General features: G+C 51.6%; 13 protein-coding genes and 3 tRNA genes. 7 read left to right on the top strand and 9 right to left on the bottom strand.

The features are described from left to right. Positions 1-371: 371 nt before the first annotated feature. Positions 372-1,703, bottom strand: coding sequence for an amino-acid N-acetyltransferase (gene argA / locus D9734_RS12170; RefSeq protein ID WP_130207716.1), 1,332 nt, complete (start codon positions 1,701-1,703; stop codon positions 372-374). 231 nt (positions 1,704-1,934) lie between these two features. Between argA and amiC the strand changes: the two genes are divergently transcribed. Continuing rightward, positions 1,935-3,188: an N-acetylmuramoyl-L-alanine amidase AmiC gene (gene amiC / locus D9734_RS12165; RefSeq protein WP_044189882.1), complete on the top strand. Its 1,254-nt coding sequence runs from the start codon at positions 1,935-1,937 to the stop codon at positions 3,186-3,188. A gap of 74 nt (positions 3,189-3,262) precedes the next feature. Here the strand turns inward: amiC and D9734_RS12160 are convergent. The 3 genes from D9734_RS12160 to D9734_RS12150 form a co-directional block, all read right to left on the bottom strand. Continuing rightward, positions 3,263-3,339 (bottom strand) — tRNA-Met (locus tag D9734_RS12160). Between the two features lie 34 nt (positions 3,340-3,373). After that, positions 3,374-3,450 (bottom strand) — tRNA-Met (locus D9734_RS12155). Between the two features lie 33 nt (positions 3,451-3,483). Further along, positions 3,484-3,560: transfer RNA gene (locus tag D9734_RS12150), tRNA-Met, on the bottom strand. 208 nt (positions 3,561-3,768) lie between these two features. Between D9734_RS12150 and mltA the strand changes: the two genes are divergently transcribed. Beyond that, positions 3,769-4,866, top strand: a complete 1,098-nt coding sequence (gene mltA / locus D9734_RS12145) for a murein transglycosylase A (RefSeq protein ID WP_130207714.1) — start codon at positions 3,769-3,771, stop codon at positions 4,864-4,866. A gap of 238 nt (positions 4,867-5,104) precedes the next feature. After that, on the top strand, positions 5,105-5,911 hold the full coding sequence (tcdA, locus tag D9734_RS12140; protein ID WP_000117724.1) for a tRNA cyclic N6-threonylcarbamoyladenosine(37) synthase TcdA: 807 nt from the start codon (positions 5,105-5,107) through the stop codon (positions 5,909-5,911). Positions 5,912-5,967: 56 nt separating this feature from the next. On the opposite strand, the gene csdE is transcribed toward tcdA, so the two are convergent. Both csdE and csdA read right to left on the bottom strand, forming a co-directional pair. Next, complete coding sequence (gene csdE / locus D9734_RS12135) at positions 5,968-6,411, bottom strand: cysteine desulfurase sulfur acceptor subunit CsdE (RefSeq protein ID WP_130207712.1); 444 nt, start codon at positions 6,409-6,411, stop codon at positions 5,968-5,970. Next, positions 6,411-7,616: a cysteine desulfurase CsdA gene (gene csdA, locus D9734_RS12130; RefSeq protein WP_130207710.1), complete on the bottom strand. Its 1,206-nt coding sequence runs from the start codon at positions 7,614-7,616 to the stop codon at positions 6,411-6,413. Before csdA ends, csdE begins: the two co-directional genes overlap by 1 nt. Positions 7,617-7,807: 191 nt before the next feature. Here csdA and D9734_RS12125 point away from each other — a divergent pair, with 191 nt between their 5' ends. The 4 genes from D9734_RS12125 to rlmM all read left to right on the top strand — a co-directional run bounded on the left by D9734_RS12125 (position 7,808) and on the right by rlmM (position 10,810). Continuing rightward, entirely contained in the window at positions 7,808-8,035 is a 228-nt protein-coding gene (locus D9734_RS12125; protein WP_130207708.1) for a YgdI/YgdR family lipoprotein, read from the top strand. Positions 8,036-8,385: 350 nt separating this feature from the next. After that, positions 8,386-9,303, top strand: a complete 918-nt coding sequence (gene gcvA, locus D9734_RS12120; protein WP_130207706.1) for a glycine cleavage system transcriptional regulator GcvA — start codon at positions 8,386-8,388, stop codon at positions 9,301-9,303. A gap of 18 nt (positions 9,304-9,321) precedes the next feature. Beyond that, positions 9,322-9,717 (top strand): DUF423 domain-containing protein, encoded by a 396-nt coding sequence (locus D9734_RS12115; protein ID WP_000203905.1) that lies wholly within the window; start codon positions 9,322-9,324, stop codon positions 9,715-9,717. Then, positions 9,710-10,810 carry a 23S rRNA (cytidine(2498)-2'-O)-methyltransferase RlmM gene (rlmM, locus tag D9734_RS12110; RefSeq protein WP_130207704.1) on the top strand — a complete coding sequence of 367 codons (1,101 nt, stop codon included), beginning with the start codon at positions 9,710-9,712 and terminating at the stop codon, positions 10,808-10,810. The genes D9734_RS12115 and rlmM overlap by 8 nt, the downstream gene beginning before the upstream one ends. 53 nt (positions 10,811-10,863) lie before the next feature. Here rlmM and xni read toward each other — a convergent pair whose 3' ends face one another. The 3 genes from xni to sdaC form a co-directional block, all read right to left on the bottom strand. Next, positions 10,864-11,619 (bottom strand): flap endonuclease Xni, encoded by a 756-nt coding sequence (xni, locus tag D9734_RS12105; protein WP_130207702.1) that lies wholly within the window; start codon positions 11,617-11,619, stop codon positions 10,864-10,866. A gap of 283 nt (positions 11,620-11,902) precedes the next feature. Further along, complete coding sequence (sdaB, locus tag D9734_RS12100; protein ID WP_130207700.1) at positions 11,903-13,270, bottom strand: L-serine ammonia-lyase II; 1,368 nt, start codon at positions 13,268-13,270, stop codon at positions 11,903-11,905. Positions 13,271-13,327: 57 nt separating this feature from the next. Further along, positions 13,328-14,617, bottom strand: a complete 1,290-nt coding sequence (gene sdaC, locus D9734_RS12095) for an HAAAP family serine/threonine permease SdaC (protein ID WP_064528228.1) — start codon at positions 14,615-14,617, stop codon at positions 13,328-13,330. Between the last annotated feature and the right edge of the window lie 400 nt (positions 14,618-15,017).

Here is a 15,017-nt window from a genome sequence, read left to right as displayed (position 1 = left end):
CATGTGCGTCTTATCATGCCTACGAGTGTTACGCATGTCGCATCTGGCGATTTCCATCGCTTACCCTAAATCCGCCATCAACACTTTGATTTTCCGTCGGTCGGATAAGGCGTTCACGCCGCATCCGACGATGAGTGCCGATGCCTGATGCGACGCATGCGCGTCTTGTCATGTCTGGGGGCATTGCGCATATCGCATCCGGCGATTTCCATCGCTTACCCTAAGTCCGCCATCAACACCTTTGATTTTCCGTAGGTCGGATAAGGCGTTCACGCCGCATCCGACGATGAGTGCCGATGTCTGATGCGACGCATGTGCGTCTTATCATGCCTACGAGTGTTACGCATATCGCATCCGGCGATTTCCATCGCTTACCCTAAATCCGCCATCAACACCTTTGATTTACGCTGGTAGTTGTACAACTGCTTTTTGCTCTCCGGCAGCAAATCAATATCCACCGGGGTAAATCCGCGTTCCTGGAACCAGTGAATACTGCGCGTAGTCAGTACAAACAATTTGCTTAAGCCGCTCTGCTTCGCCTGGGCTGCAATGCGTTCCAGCAAAACCTCGCCCCTTGATGAACTGCGGTAATCCGGGTGAACTGCCACACAGGCCATTTCACCTATCTTCTCTTCCGGGAATGGATAGAGCGCGGCGCAGGCAATAGTCGTGTTATCGCGCTGAATAATAGTGAATTTGTCGATTTCCATCTCCAGTTGCTCGCGAGAGCGACGCACCAGAATACCTTGCTGCTCCAGCGGGCGAATCAACTCCAGAATACCGCCAATATCGTTGATTGTTGCGCGACGAATCTGTTCGGCGCTTTCCATCACAATCTGCGTACCGATACCGTCGCGTGAGAACAACTCTTGCAACAGCGCGCCATCTTCCTGATAACTGATTAAATGACAGCGACGCACGCCGCTGCGGCAGGCTTTCACTGCGCCACGCAAAAAGCGCACCGTACCGGAGTTGTAATCGCCTTTCTCTTCCTGGACTTCTACCCGCGCTTGCGCTTCGTTAGGGAAAAGTTCGGAGACAATATCACCGTCGTCATTAGTGACACCCTGTGAAGAGCAAAAACCAATCATCTTCTCAGCTTTCAGTTTGATGGCCAGTTGAGTGGCAATCTCTTCCGAGGTCAGGTTAAAGCTCTCGCCAGTGACCGAAACCGCCACCGGCCCCATCAGCACAATCGCACCGCTGTCCAGTTGGCGATGAATCGCTTCTTCATCAATCCGCCGGATGCGCCCGCTATGGCAGTAATCCACACCATCATCCACGCCCAGCGGCTGGGCAATAATAAAATTGCCGCTGACGACGTTGATATGCGCGCCTTGCAACGGCGTGTTGTTGAGGCTCATTGACAGGCGAGCGGTAATATCCAGTTGTAACGTACCCGCAGCCTGCTTCACCAGCTCCAGCGTTTTGGCGTCGGTCACGCGCGTATTCTTGTGATATAGCGGCTCGTGGTGATGCGCTGCAAGATTTGCGTCGATCTGGGGACGTGCGCCATAAACCACCACCAGACGGATGCCGAGGCTGTGCAACAACCCAATATCATTGACAATACTGGAGAAATTTTCATGCTCAATGGCTTCTCCGCCGAGCATGATGACAAACGTTTTTCCCCGGTGGGTATTGATATAGGGAACCGAATGGCGGAATCCCTCGACCAGCTCGGTTTTACGTTCCTTTACCACGGCAAACCTCTTTGCATTATTATTCGAAATTATTGTATTTTTATTCTGTTTTTTCGCCGTGCGCAAGTGCAAATTTTATGCGAGTGCGACTTTTTTATCAGTAATACCGTGAATATAAATAGAATGTTTACCGTTTTATAGATGACAGATTATGCGTCTTTCGCTAAAGTTTCCGGTCAAATTGGTCGTTTACTTGTTACACAGCTTAGATTTCTTTTGCTCGGGAGAGGCATGTCAGGATCCAACACTGCAATCAGCCGTCGTCGTTTACTGCAAGGCGCGGGCGCCATGTGGCTATTGAGCGTAAGCCAGGTGAGTCTGGCTGCGGTCAGCCAGGTCGTGGCGGTGCGCGTCTGGCCTGCGTCCAGCTACACCCGCGTGACGGTAGAATCAAATCGTCAGCTGAAATATAAGCAGTTCGCGTTGAGTAACCCTGAACGCGTGGTGGTGGATATCGAAGATGTAAACCTGAACTCGGTGCTCAAGGGGATGGCTGCGCAAATCCGCGCTGACGACCCGTTCATCAAGTCGGCACGCGTCGGCCAATTTGATCCGCAAACCGTGCGGATGGTTTTTGAGTTAAAGCAAAATGTAAAACCGCAGATGTTTGCCCTCGCGCCGGTCGCCGGGTTTAAAGAACGTCTGGTGATGGACCTTTATCCGGCCAATGCTCAGGACATGCAAGACCCATTGCTGGCGCTGCTGGAAGATTACAACAAAGGCGACCTCGAAAAGCAGGTGCCGCCAGCGCAGAGTGGCCCACAGCCAGGCAAGGCCGGGCGCGATCGTCCGATTGTCATTATGCTCGACCCTGGCCACGGCGGCGAAGACTCCGGCGCGGTGGGGAAATACAAAACGCGCGAAAAAGACGTGGTATTGCAAATAGCTCGCCGTCTGCGCTCTCTGATCGAGAAAGAGGGCAATATGAAGGTTTACATGACGCGTAATGAAGACATCTTCATTCCGTTGCAAGTGCGCGTAGCAAAAGCACAGAAACAGCGTGCTGATTTGTTTGTCTCTATTCATGCCGACGCCTTTACCAGTCGCCAGCCGAGCGGTTCCTCGGTGTTTGCGCTCTCTACCAAAGGCGCAACCAGTACTGCGGCAAAATATCTGGCACAAACCCAGAACGCCTCGGACTTGATTGGTGGTGTGAGCAAAAGCGGCGACCGCTATGTCGACCACACCATGTTCGATATGGTGCAGTCGTTGACCATTGCCGACAGCCTGAAGTTTGGTAAGGCCGTGCTAAATAAGCTGGGGAAAATCAACAAACTGCATAAGAATCAGGTTGAGCAGGCCGGGTTTGCTGTGCTGAAAGCGCCAGATATTCCTTCCATTCTGGTCGAAACGGCGTTTATCAGTAACGTTGAGGAAGAACGCAAATTGAAAACGGCGACTTTCCAGCAGGAAGTTGCGGAGTCTATTCTTGCGGGAATTAAAGCGTATTTTGCCGATGGGGCGACGCTGGCGAGAAGAGGATGATAAAAAGGCGCTGAATGGCGCTTTTTTTATGGGAGAATAGAAACAAAAAAACACCCGTTAGGGTGTTCAATAATTGGTTGCGGGGGCCGGATTTGAACCGACGACCTTCGGGTTATGAGCCCGACGAGCTACCAGGCTGCTCCACCCCGCGTCACCGTACTGCTATTACTTCATCAAATTTTGATTGGTTGCGGGGGCCGGATTTGAACCGACGACCTTCGGGTTATGAGCCCGACGAGCTACCAGGCTGCTCCACCCCGCGTCACCGTACTGCTTTACTTCATCAAATTTTAATTGGTTGCGGGGGCCGGATTTGAACCGACGACCTTCGGGTTATGAGCCCGACGAGCTACCAGGCTGCTCCACCCCGCGTCCGTGGATGCGCACTATACTCCGCTCGCGTTTTCATGCAACCTTTTTTTTACTCTGATCACGTATTTGGCATGATTTTGAACAAAAACAAAGCATTGAAGTCTATTTTTTGTACAAAATTTGCATCAGGGAATACTACGGATTTCATTAAAGGCGACGGTTTGTTATCTTCATTAACGCCTTATTTTTTAACCTGAAGAAGAGAACAATGAAAGGACGTTGGGTAAAGTACCTTCTTATGGGCGCGGTTGTGACGATACTGGCCGCCTGCTCCTCCAAACCAACCGATCGCGGACAGCAATATAAAGACGGGAAATTTAACCAGCCTTTCTCTCTGGTGAACCAACCAGATGCTGTTGGCGCGCCGATTAACGCCGGTGATTTTGCCGAACAAATTAACCATATCCGCAACGCGTCGCCGCGTCTGTATGGCAACCAGAGTAGCGTTTATAACGCCGTGCAGGAGTGGCTGCGTGCAGGCGGTGATACCCGCAATATGCGCCAGTTCGGCATTGACGCCTGGCAGATGGAAGGTACGGATAATTACGGTAACGTACAGTTTACGGGCTATTACACGCCGGTGATTCAGGCGCGCCATACTCGTCAGGGCGAGTTCCAGTATCCTATTTATCGAATGCCGCCAAAACGTGGGCGTTTGCCGTCTCGCGCGGAGATCTACGCGGGAGCATTGAGCGATAAATACATCCTCGCTTACAGCAACTCACTGATGGATAACTTCATTATGGATGTGCAGGGTAGTGGGTATATCGACTTTGGTGATGGCAGTCCGCTTAACTTCTTCAGCTATGCCGGAAAGAATGGTCATGCCTATCGCAGTATTGGCAAGGTGTTGATCGATCGTGGCGAAGTGAAAAAAGAAGATATGTCGATGCAGGCGATTCGTCACTGGGGTGAAACACACAGTGAAGCCGAAGTTCGCGAGCTGCTGGAACAGAACCCGTCTTTCGTCTTCTTTAAACCGCAGTCTTTTGCACCGGTGAAAGGGGCAAGTGCGGTGCCGCTGGTTGGTCGCGCTTCAGTTGCCTCCGATCGTTCCATTATCCCGGCAGGTACAACCTTGCTGGCAGAAGTGCCGCTGCTGGATAATAACGGCAAATTTAACGGTCAGTACGAACTGCGTTTGATGGTGGCGTTAGATGTCGGTGGTGCAATCAAAGGCCAACACTTCGATATCTACCAGGGGATTGGACCTGAAGCCGGACACCGCGCAGGTTGGTACAACCACTATGGACGTGTCTGGGTGCTGAAAACCGCCCCGGGCGCAGGTAACGTCTTTAGTGGTTGATGTGTTATTCTTTATGCCGTTTTTACGGATAAGGCAGGGTGAGGAATAACCTCACATCCTGATTGTTGACTAAGTGCGCGTTGTTCATGCCGGATGCGGCGTGAACGCCTTATCCGGCCTACAAATCATGCAAATTCAATATATTGCAGGAGTTATGTAGGCCTGATAAGCGTAGCGCATCAGGCATTTATGCGTTTAGGGTGAGGGATAACCTCGCCCTTTTTAATTCTGAGGTGCTATGTCTGTTGTAATTAGTGATGCATGGCGTCAGCGTTTTGGTGGCACAGCGCGTCTGTATGGTGAAAAAGCGTTGCAACTGTTCGCTGATGCGCATATTTGTGTGGTGGGTATCGGTGGTGTCGGTTCCTGGGCTGCGGAAGCGCTGGCGCGCACGGGGATTGGCGCAATCACGCTTATTGATATGGATGATGTGTGCGTCACTAATACCAATCGGCAAATTCATGCGCTGCGCGATAACGTCGGGCTGGCAAAAGCGGAAGTGATGGCGGAGCGCATTCGCCAGATTAACCCTGAGTGCCGTGTAACAGTAGTAGATGACTTCGTGACGCCGGATAACGTAGCGCAATACATGAGTGCAGGTTATTCGTATGTAATTGATGCCATTGATAGCGTGCGACCCAAAGCGGCGCTGATTGCTTATTGTCGGCGCAATAAAATTCCGCTAGTCACGACCGGTGGCGCTGGTGGGCAGATTGATCCGACGCAGATTCAGGTTACCGATCTGGCGAAGACGATTCAGGATCCGCTGGCGGCGAAGCTGCGCGAGCGCCTGAAAAGCGATTTCGGCGTGGTGAAAAACAGTAAAGGTAAGCTCGGCGTGGATTGCGTGTTCTCTACCGAAGCACTGGTGTACCCGCAGTCAGACGGCACGGTTTGTGCAATGAAAGCCACGGCGGAAGGGCCAAAGCGGATGGATTGCGCATCTGGATTTGGCGCCGCGACGATGGTAACCGCCACCTTTGGGTTTGTTGCGGTTTCTCATGCGCTGAAGAAGATGATGGCGAAAGCGGCGCGCCAGGGGTAAACATTAGGTCGGATGCGACGTCTGGTGTGTCTTATCCGACCAGGATCTGTGTAACATCAAGCTTGCTTCGCCGCAGCGAGAATTGCCTCGCTTAACGCATTCAACCCCTGACTGCGAGAGGCGCTAAGTTGCGCACGCAATCCCAGCTCATCAAACAATGCCAGCGGCGACAGTGCTTGTAACTCGGCGGCAGTTTTGCCCTCAACGGCAGTCAGCAATACGGCCAGCAGACCGCGCACAATGCGCCCTTCGCTATCACCAAAGAAATGCATCCTGCCGTTTTCTGCGACGTTAAATCCAAGCCAGACGCGGTTTTCACATCCGGCAATTTCTTTGGCCTGTGCTTTTAATTCGTCTGGCAACGCAGGAAGCTGTTTCCCCAACATAATCAGCTGGCGATATTTGTCTTCCCATTGCGTCAATGGCGCGAAAGTATCGCGTAACGTCTCTACGGTAACGGTTGTGCCGAACGGATGTCCGGCGAATTGCGGGTTCGTCATTAATCCACCAATAATTCCAGCGCGCGGTCAACGGCATTCACCAGCGCATCCACATCACTCTTTGTATTATATGGCGCAAAAGAGGCGCGCAGGGTGCCGGTTACGCCTAATTCTGCCAACAGCGGTTGAGCACAGTGTTGCCCGGCGCGCAGGGCAATACCATATTCCGCCAGTAGCGTCACCATATCGCTGTGATGAACACCCGCGAAATCAAAGGCCAGCAGGCTGGAGTCCTGACAGCGGAATGAACGAAAGCCTGGACGTTTTGCCAGAGCGTCTTCTGCAAGCGTCGCCAGGCTACGGCTCCAGCTTTCTGCCTGGTCGATATCATAATCGGCCAGCCATTCCAGCGCCGCGCTTAATCCTATGACACCAGCGACATTTGGCGTTCCGGCTTCCAGTTTCCACGGCGCGGATTGAGTAGTGAAGCCGTCAAAACTCACTTCGTGAATCATTTTGCCGCCGCCCAGCCAGGGCGACATCGCTTCCAGCAGTTCTGGTTTGCCGTAAAGCACGCCGATACCCGTCGGGCCATACAGTTTGTGACCAGAGAAAGCATAGAAATCGATATCCAGTTGCTGAACATCGGCAGGGAAATGCACTGCGCCCTGTGCACCATCAACCATCACCACCATCCCGGCAGAATGAGCAAAGGTAATCGCTCGCGCCAGATCCGGGCAACCGCCAGTGACGTTCGACATCTGGCCCAACGCCAGAATTCGACTACGGGGAGTAATTAACTCCGGCAATAAATCGACATCCGGCAACCGCTGCGCATTAAGCGGCAGTTTCACTATTTTGGCTCCGGTTTGTTGGGCAACCATTAGCCAGGGAACGAGGTTAGCGTGATGCTCTGCCACGCTGACAATAATCTCATCGCCCGGTTGCAGACGCGGACGGGCATAGCATTGTGCCACCATGTTGATGGATTCGGTGGTGCCGCGCGTCCAGACGATAGTTTTATCATCCGGTGCATTTAGCAATTGCGCTACTTTTTCCCGTGCAGCTTCATAACGTGCGGTCAGGCGTTGGGCTTCGGCAAACTGGCTGCGATGGACGTTTCCGGCGCTCAGGCTATAGAACTGCCGGGTTGCTTCAACCACAGCTTCGGGTTTGAGTGCGGTCGCTGCACTATCGAGATAAACGCCCGCATCCTGTAGCGCGGGAAACTGGGCGCGAAATTGCGCGGGATTAAAAACGTTCATGAGACTCCTCGGCTTGATTCGCCGATCGTGACGCAAAATTCACTTTGAAACAAGGTGAGTGCTAACCATCGGAATCGTCTGGATATCCTGTCGAAGCCGCGTCAGTAACATATGCTGAATAGTGTTAGGCGTTAATTTTAGCCTGTTAATCAATATTATTAAGATTTAGTAATCGCTTTAAGGAGAAGAAGATGAAAAAGACTGCCGCCATTATCTCTGCCTGTATGCTAACTTTTGCCCTTAGCGCCTGCTCCGGTTCGAACTATGTGATGCACACCAACGACGGACGTACCATTGTATCTGATGGTAAACCGATGACGGATGATGAAACCGGTATGATTTCTTATAAAGACGCTAATGGCAACAAACAGCAGATCAACCGTACCGACGTGAAAGAGATGGTCGAACTGGATCAGTAATTCGCGATCGCAAGGTAAAAAAAAGCACCGCAATTAGGCGGTGCTACATTAATCACTATGGACAGACAGGGTAAATGTACAGGAAGTGAAAAAAGGTAGCTTTGCTACCATGGTCTGAATCGCAGACCAATTGCAAACACAACAACACAACATCACAACCGTAAGCCAAAAGTTCACCAGAACACGCATTCCGATAAAACTTTTCGTTCCGGCTCAGGAAGTGCCGCCACTATAGGTATTTGCTGGTAGAAGCTCAACGGACAATTTATAATGGCTCAGATTAAAAAAACTAATAGGTTACACAGTGTGATCTAATTGTTAAATTCATTTAACATCAAAGTTTAAAAGCCATGTCTAAACGATTACCACCGCTAAATGCCTTACGAGTTTTTGATGCCGCAGCCCGCCATTTAAGCTTCACGCGTGCAGCAGAAGAGCTTTTTGTGACCCAGGCCGCAGTAAGTCATCAAATCAAGTCCCTTGAGGATTTTTTGGGGCTAAAACTGTTCCGCCGCCGTAATCGTTCACTTCTATTGACCGAGGAAGGGCAAAGCTATTTTCTCGATATCAAAGAGATATTTTCGCAATTAACCGAAGCGACGCGTAAACTCCAGGCCCGTAGCGCCAAAGGGGCATTGACGGTTAGCTTACTCCCCAGTTTTGCCATCCACTGGCTGGTACCGCGACTTTCCAGCTTTAATTCAGCTTATCCGGGAATTGATGTTCGAATCCAGGCGGTCGACCGACAGGAAGATAAACTGGCGGATGATGTCGATGTGGCGATATTTTATGGCCGAGGCAACTGGCCGGGGCTGCGGGTGGAAAAGCTTTACGCCGAATACCTGTTGCCAGTGTGTTCGCCTTTACTATTAACCGGTGAGAAATCCTTGAAGACGCCGGAAGATCTGGCTAAACATACGTTATTACACGATGCATCCCGGCGAGACTGGCAGACATATACCCGCCAGTTGGGGCTGACTCATATTAACGTTCAGCAAGGGCCTATCTTCAGCCATAGCGCCATGGTGCTACAAGCCGCCATTCACGGGCAGGGGGTGGCGCTGGCAAATAACGTGATGGCGCAATCTGAAATCGAGGCCGGACGCCTTGTTTGCCCGTTTAATGACGTATTGGTCAGTAAAAATGCTTTTTATCTGGTATGTCATGACAGCCAGGCAGAACTGGGTAAAATAGCCGCCTTTCGCCAATGGATCCTGGCGAAAGCCGCTGCTGAACAAGAAAAATTCCGCTTTCGTTATGAACAATAATTTATGTAGGGTACGACCATGACCAGCCGTTTTATGCTGATTTTCGCCGCCATTAGCGGCTTCATTTTTGTCGCTCTGGGTGCTTTTGGTGCGCATGTTTTAAGTAAAACCATGGGCGCCGTTGAAATGGGCTGGATCCAGACCGGCCTCGAATACCAGGCATTTCATACGCTGGCAATTTTAGGTCTGGCGGTGGCAATGCAACGTCGCATCAGTATCTGGTTTTACTGGAGTAGTGTCTTTCTGGCGCTAGGTACGGTGCTGTTCAGCGGCAGCCTTTATTGCCTGGCGCTGTCTCATCTGCGTTTGTGGGCGTTTGTCACTCCGGTCGGCGGTGTGAGTTTTCTCGCGGGCTGGGCGTTAATGTTAGTTGGTGCTATCCGTTTAAAGCGCAAGGGCGTAAGTCATGAATAAAATTGTATTGTTGTGCCGTCCGGGCTTTGAAAAAGAGTGCGCCGCAGAAATTACCGATAAAGCCGGGCAGCGGGAAATATTCGGTTTTGCCCGTGTAAAAGAGAATGCGGGTTATGTGATTTATGAATGTTATCAAGCGGAAGATGGCGATAAGTTAATCCGTGAACTGCCATTTAGTTCATTAATTTTTGCCCGCCAGTGGTTTGTGGTGGGGGAACTGCTCCAGCATTTGCCGCAGGAAGACCGCATTACGCCAATAGTTGGCATGTTGCAGGGGGTGGTAGAGAAGGGCGGCGAACTGCGTGTTGAAGTCGCGGACACCAACGAAAGTAAAGAGTTACTGAAATTCTGCCGCAAATTTACTGTACCGTTACGGGCTGCCTTGCGTGATGCGGGCGTCCTGGCGAGCTATGAAACGCCGAAGCGTCCAGTGGTGCATGTGTTCTTTATCGCGCCAGGCTGCTGTTATACCGGCTACTCCTACAGCAATAATAACTCGCCGTTCTATATGGGCATTCCGCGCCTGAAGTTTCCGGCAGATGCGCCAAGTCGTTCCACGCTCAAGCTGGAAGAGGCATTTCATGTGTTTATTCCTGCGGATGAATGGGATGAACGCCTGGCGAACGAGATGTGGGCGGTGGATTTGGGCGCTTGCCCGGGCGGCTGGACCTACCAACTGGTGAAGCGCAACATGTGGGTTTATTCCGTCGACAACGGCCCGATGGCGCAAAGTCTGATGGATACCGGACAAGTAACGTGGCTGCGGGAAGATGGTTTTAAATTCCGCCCGACACGTAGCAATATCTCGTGGATGGTGTGTGACATGGTGGAAAAACCGGCGAAGGTCGCGGCTTTGATGGCGCAGTGGCTGGTTAATGGCTGGTGTCGTGAAACTATCTTCAACCTTAAATTGCCGATGAAAAAACGCTACGAAGAAGTATCACACAATCTGGCGTACATTCAGGCACAGCTTGATGAACATGGCATTAACGCCCAGATTCAGGCGCGTCAGTTGTATCACGATCGCGAAGAAGTGACGGTGCATGTCCGTCGCATCTGGGCTGCGGTAGGTGGTCGTCGCGACGAGCGCTAATCGCTGACTCCGTGTGCCGGAAGCTATAACTGTCTGCTCCCGGCATTGGTTTATCAGCGTTTAAGTCTTAGCTGCTGTAAATTGCCGTCGATATGCAAATCAGTCTGTAAGCGGGCGATATCACGGCACAGGAACGCCATCTCTTTATGGGCTTCTAATTTCTTGCGCCACTTTTCGGCAACCACTTCCAGATTCTCATAGATCCCTTCCAGACTCTGAAACTCGACCAGCAACTGCGTGGCGCTTTTGGGCCCAATTCCCGCAACGCCTGGCACCTTTGAACTACTGATCCCCGCCAGCCCCCAGTAATCGGGCAATTGCTGCGGTTGAACGCCAAATTCTTTATCGATAAACGGTGCATCCAGCCAGCGTTTCTGGAAGTAATCGCGAATACGTAATGTAGGTGAAAGTAGCTGACAGTAGCCTTTATCTGTCGAAACGATGGTTGCCTGATGCCCCGCCTGGGTCACTTTGACCGCCAGCGTGGCGGCTAAGTCATCGGCTTCGTTGCCGCTGGCTGACCAGCACGGGACACCGCGTTGCTCAAAGGCTGCACGTAACGCGGGCATCTCGTTGTGCAACTCTTCCGGCATTGGCGGGCGACCCGCTTTATAATCAGGCAGGCGCTGATGACGCCAGCCGCTACTGCGGTTTTCATCATCAAAAACGGCGACGGCGTGGGTCGGCTGGCTGTGCATAATAAGTTGATCAAGGGCGTGCTGACAGGTTTCCACGCAGGGTGAACCCTGCACGGCATGAATGCGACGAATAAGATTCAGTGCATCGACAATAAGCAAATGAACAGCCACGATAACCCCCTTAAAGATCAGGCGATAAGGGTAACATTCGATGCCGGAACAGGCTATGGCTGGATGAGAAAACAGGAAGAGGGCTCGCAAAACGAGATCTGATATTGATGACAACGCCAAATTGCCTGATGCGCTGCGCTTATCATGCCTACAAAAGAATCGCAATCTATTGAATTTGCGCTGTTTTATAGGTCTGATAAGGTGTTTGCGCCGCATCCGACATAAACAACAGGTACATTCTCAACAATGTGAGGCCTCGCAAAACGAGGCCTCTGGAGAGCGATTAATCGCAGGCAACGATCTTCATTGCCAGGCCGCCGCGAGAGGTTTCGCGGTACTTGGCGTTCATGTCTTTACCTGTTTCGTACATGGTTTCGATAACTTTATCGAGGCAGACGCGCGGTTCGCTGGTACGGCGCAGTGCCATACGCGCGGCGTTCACCGCTTTCACTGCCGCAATGGCGTTACGCTCAATGCACGGTACCTGAACCTGTCCAGCAACCGGGTCACACGTCAGGCCGAGGTTATGCTCCATAGCGATTTCCGCCGCGATGCACACCTGCGCCGGGCTTGCGCCTAACAGTTCTGCCAGACCCGCCGCCGCCATTGAGCACGCCACGCCAACTTCACCCTGGCAACCCACTTCGGCACCAGAAATCGACGCGTTCATCTTATAAAGAGAACCAATGGCGCTGGCTACCAGCAGGTAACGAGCCAGTGAGTTAGCGTTCACTTCACGGATAAACTTGTCGTAGTACGCCAGCACTGCCGGGATAATCCCGCATGCACCGTTAGTCGGCGCAGTCACCACACGACCGCCCGCAGCGTTCTCTTCGTTCACTGCCAGTGCGAACATGTTGATCCAGTCAACAACCGCCATCGGGTCAGTGGTGGTTTTATCCTGGCTGACCAGCATCCGGCGCAGTGCCGCGGCGCGACGTGGAACACGCAGTTTGCCCGGCAGCACACCTTCGGTGGAAATACCGCGTTCAATACCGCCACGCATCACTTCCCAGACGTTCGCCAGGTGCTGTTCCAGCTCTTCTTTGCTGTGCAGCGCCAGCTCGTTTTTCATCATCAGACCAGAGAGTGACAGCCCGGTTTCCTGGCAATGTTTTTGCAGGTCGGCTGCTGAACTGTAAGGATATGGAACTTCAACCGGTGCGCTATCCTGCTGGCCAAAATGCTCTTCATCAACGATAAAGCCGCCGCCGATGGAGTAATACGTCTGGCTGTAAACAACTTTATCGCCCGCCAGCGCGGTAATGCGCATGCCGTTCTCATGCAGAGAAAGGTTATCGGCATGGAAGTTCATGCATTCATCAACCGGAAACTCGACTTCGTGCTGACCGTTTGCCAGCATCAGGCGACCGTGAGTATTCACATCCTGAATAAAACCAGGGATGGAATCGATATCCACGGTATCCGGCAGATTCCCTGCCAGGCCCATAATAATGGCGATATCAGTGTGGTGCCCTTTGCCGGTCAGAGAGAGCGAACCATAGACGTCAACCACCACGCGGGTCACGTCTTTAAGCAGGTTACGGGCAATCAGATCGTCGGTAAATTGTTTACCCGCTTTCATTGGTCCAACGGTATGAGAACTGGAAGGGCCAATGCCGATTTTGAAAATATCGAATACGCTAATCATAGGAAATACATCGCGTTAAAACGGAGGAAGCGCCGCCCGAAAGCGGCGCGAAAGGACTTAGCTGAACAGAGAGTAGAAGATTGCGGAGATTGCAATCAGACCCATCACGACAACGAATACGTTGCTGATGTGACCGCTGTATTTACGCATTGCCGGTACTTTCTGAATGGCGTACATCGGCATCAGGAACAGGATCATCGCGATGATTGGGCCGCCCAGGGTTTCAATCATACCCAGGATGCTCGGGTTCAGGGTGGCAACAATCCAGGTCGTTACCAGCATGAACAGCGCAGTGATACGGTTCAGCTTGTTGATTTCGATAGACTTACCTTTACCACGCAGTGATTTGATCACCATACCGTTGAAACCTTCACGTGCGCCCAGGTAGTGGCCCAGGAAGGATTTGGTGATAGCGATAATCGCGATAATCGGAGCCATCCACGCGATGATCGGCGCGTTAAAGTGGTTAGCCAGGTAAGACAGAATCGAGATGTTCTGCTCTTTAGCCGCAGCCAGGTCTGCCGGAGTCAGGCTCAGTACGCAGCTGAATACGAAGAACATTACGGTCAGCACCATCATGATGTGAGCGAATGCCAGGATCTTCGAGCATTTCTGTTCTGCCATATCGCCGTACTCTTCACGCTTCGCAACGGCGAAAGAAGAGATGATCGGAGAGTGGTTGAACGAGAACACCATTACCGGAATTGCCAGCCACAGGGTCATCCACAGACCGTTTCCGGTTGCAGATGCTGTGTCCAGAGACAGAGTTTCCAGTGCTGCGCCGTTCCACTGCGGGATCAGGTACAGAGCCAGCAGCATCAGTACGCCAACAAACGGGAATACCAGAATACTCATCGCCTTAACGATCATTTGCTCACCGAAGCGAACGATGGTCATCATACCCACGATCAGGATCAGTGACAGAATCGCACGCGGCGGCGGCGTCATACCCAGCTGGTGAGACATGAAGCTTTCAACCGTGTTGGTGATTGCCACGCTGTAAACCAGCAGAATCGGGTAGATAGCGAAGAAGTAAAGCAGGGTAATCAGTTTACCTGCGCCAATACCAAAGTGTTCTTCTACTACCTCGGTGATGTCTTCGCCTGGGTTTTTACCAGACAGCACGAAGCGAGTCAGGCCACGATGCGCAAAGTACGTCATCGGGAACGCAAGGATAGCCATGATGATCAGCGGGATCATACCGCCAACACCGGCGTTGATTGGCAGGAACAGCACGCCCGCGCCGATCGCCGTGCCGTAAAGGCCCAGCATCCACATGGTATCTGTCTTGCGCCAGGCACTGCGAGAGTCTTTCGACGCAATCGTGCTGGTTTGAGTCGTTTCCATCTATTTCTCCTGGAGGAATGCAAATAATTCAGCTTTTAGCCAGTTCAGCCCGGGAAGGTGCCTGGCCGTAAAAATGAAATCTGTCTATCGGCGATGGCTTAATCATTTTCCGCCGTAATAATTTGAGGGCGGAAAGATACACACAAGTTATGTATCTATCAGTGATCTTGATCTCAAATACAATAATCTACTTGGAAGATAGATAATCCCAATGCTTTACTCTGTAAATCAAAAGTAAAAGAGAATTTAAGGGCAATATTTGGCAGATTAACGACATCTGGCCTCTTCCGGGGCGCGCAATATATGTAGGTTGAACTGCAAAAATCAATACTTTTAGTTAATGATTACAAGATTTTCTTTTTTGCGGAGATAAAATGCGGTCTTCAAATGAAGGGAAACG

The organism is Escherichia sp. E14S1 (assembly GCF_004211995.1).
Lineage (GTDB): Bacteria > Pseudomonadota > Gammaproteobacteria > Enterobacterales > Enterobacteriaceae > Escherichia.
The sequence above is the reverse complement of the archived record's forward strand: the minus strand, read 5'-3'. Positions and strand labels throughout refer to the sequence as shown.

Bases quoted from the DNA above. Each gene is read 5' to 3' on its own strand.
- mltA (WP_130207714.1), top strand. From the start codon at position 3,769: ATGAAAGGACGTTGGGTAAAGTACCTTCTTATGGGCGCGGTTGTGACG.
- D9734_RS12125 (WP_130207708.1), top strand. From the start codon at position 7,808: ATGAAAAAGACTGCCGCCATTATCTCTGCCTGTATGCTAACTTTTGCC.
- gcvA (WP_130207706.1), top strand. From the start codon at position 8,386: ATGTCTAAACGATTACCACCGCTAAATGCCTTACGAGTTTTTGATGCC.
- tcdA (WP_000117724.1), top strand. From the start codon at position 5,105: ATGTCTGTTGTAATTAGTGATGCATGGCGTCAGCGTTTTGGTGGCACA.
- rlmM (WP_130207704.1), top strand. From the start codon at position 9,710: ATGAATAAAATTGTATTGTTGTGCCGTCCGGGCTTTGAAAAAGAGTGC.
- csdA (WP_130207710.1), bottom strand. From the start codon at position 7,616: ATGAACGTTTTTAATCCCGCGCAATTTCGCGCCCAGTTTCCCGCGCTA.
- amiC (WP_044189882.1), top strand. From the start codon at position 1,935: ATGTCAGGATCCAACACTGCAATCAGCCGTCGTCGTTTACTGCAAGGC.
- sdaB (WP_130207700.1), bottom strand. From the start codon at position 13,270: ATGATTAGCGTATTCGATATTTTCAAAATCGGCATTGGCCCTTCCAGT.
- D9734_RS12115 (WP_000203905.1), top strand. From the start codon at position 9,322: ATGACCAGCCGTTTTATGCTGATTTTCGCCGCCATTAGCGGCTTCATT.
- sdaC (WP_064528228.1), bottom strand. From the start codon at position 14,617: ATGGAAACGACTCAAACCAGCACGATTGCGTCGAAAGACTCTCGCAGT.
- csdE (WP_130207712.1), bottom strand. From the start codon at position 6,411: ATGACGAACCCGCAATTCGCCGGACATCCGTTCGGCACAACCGTTACC.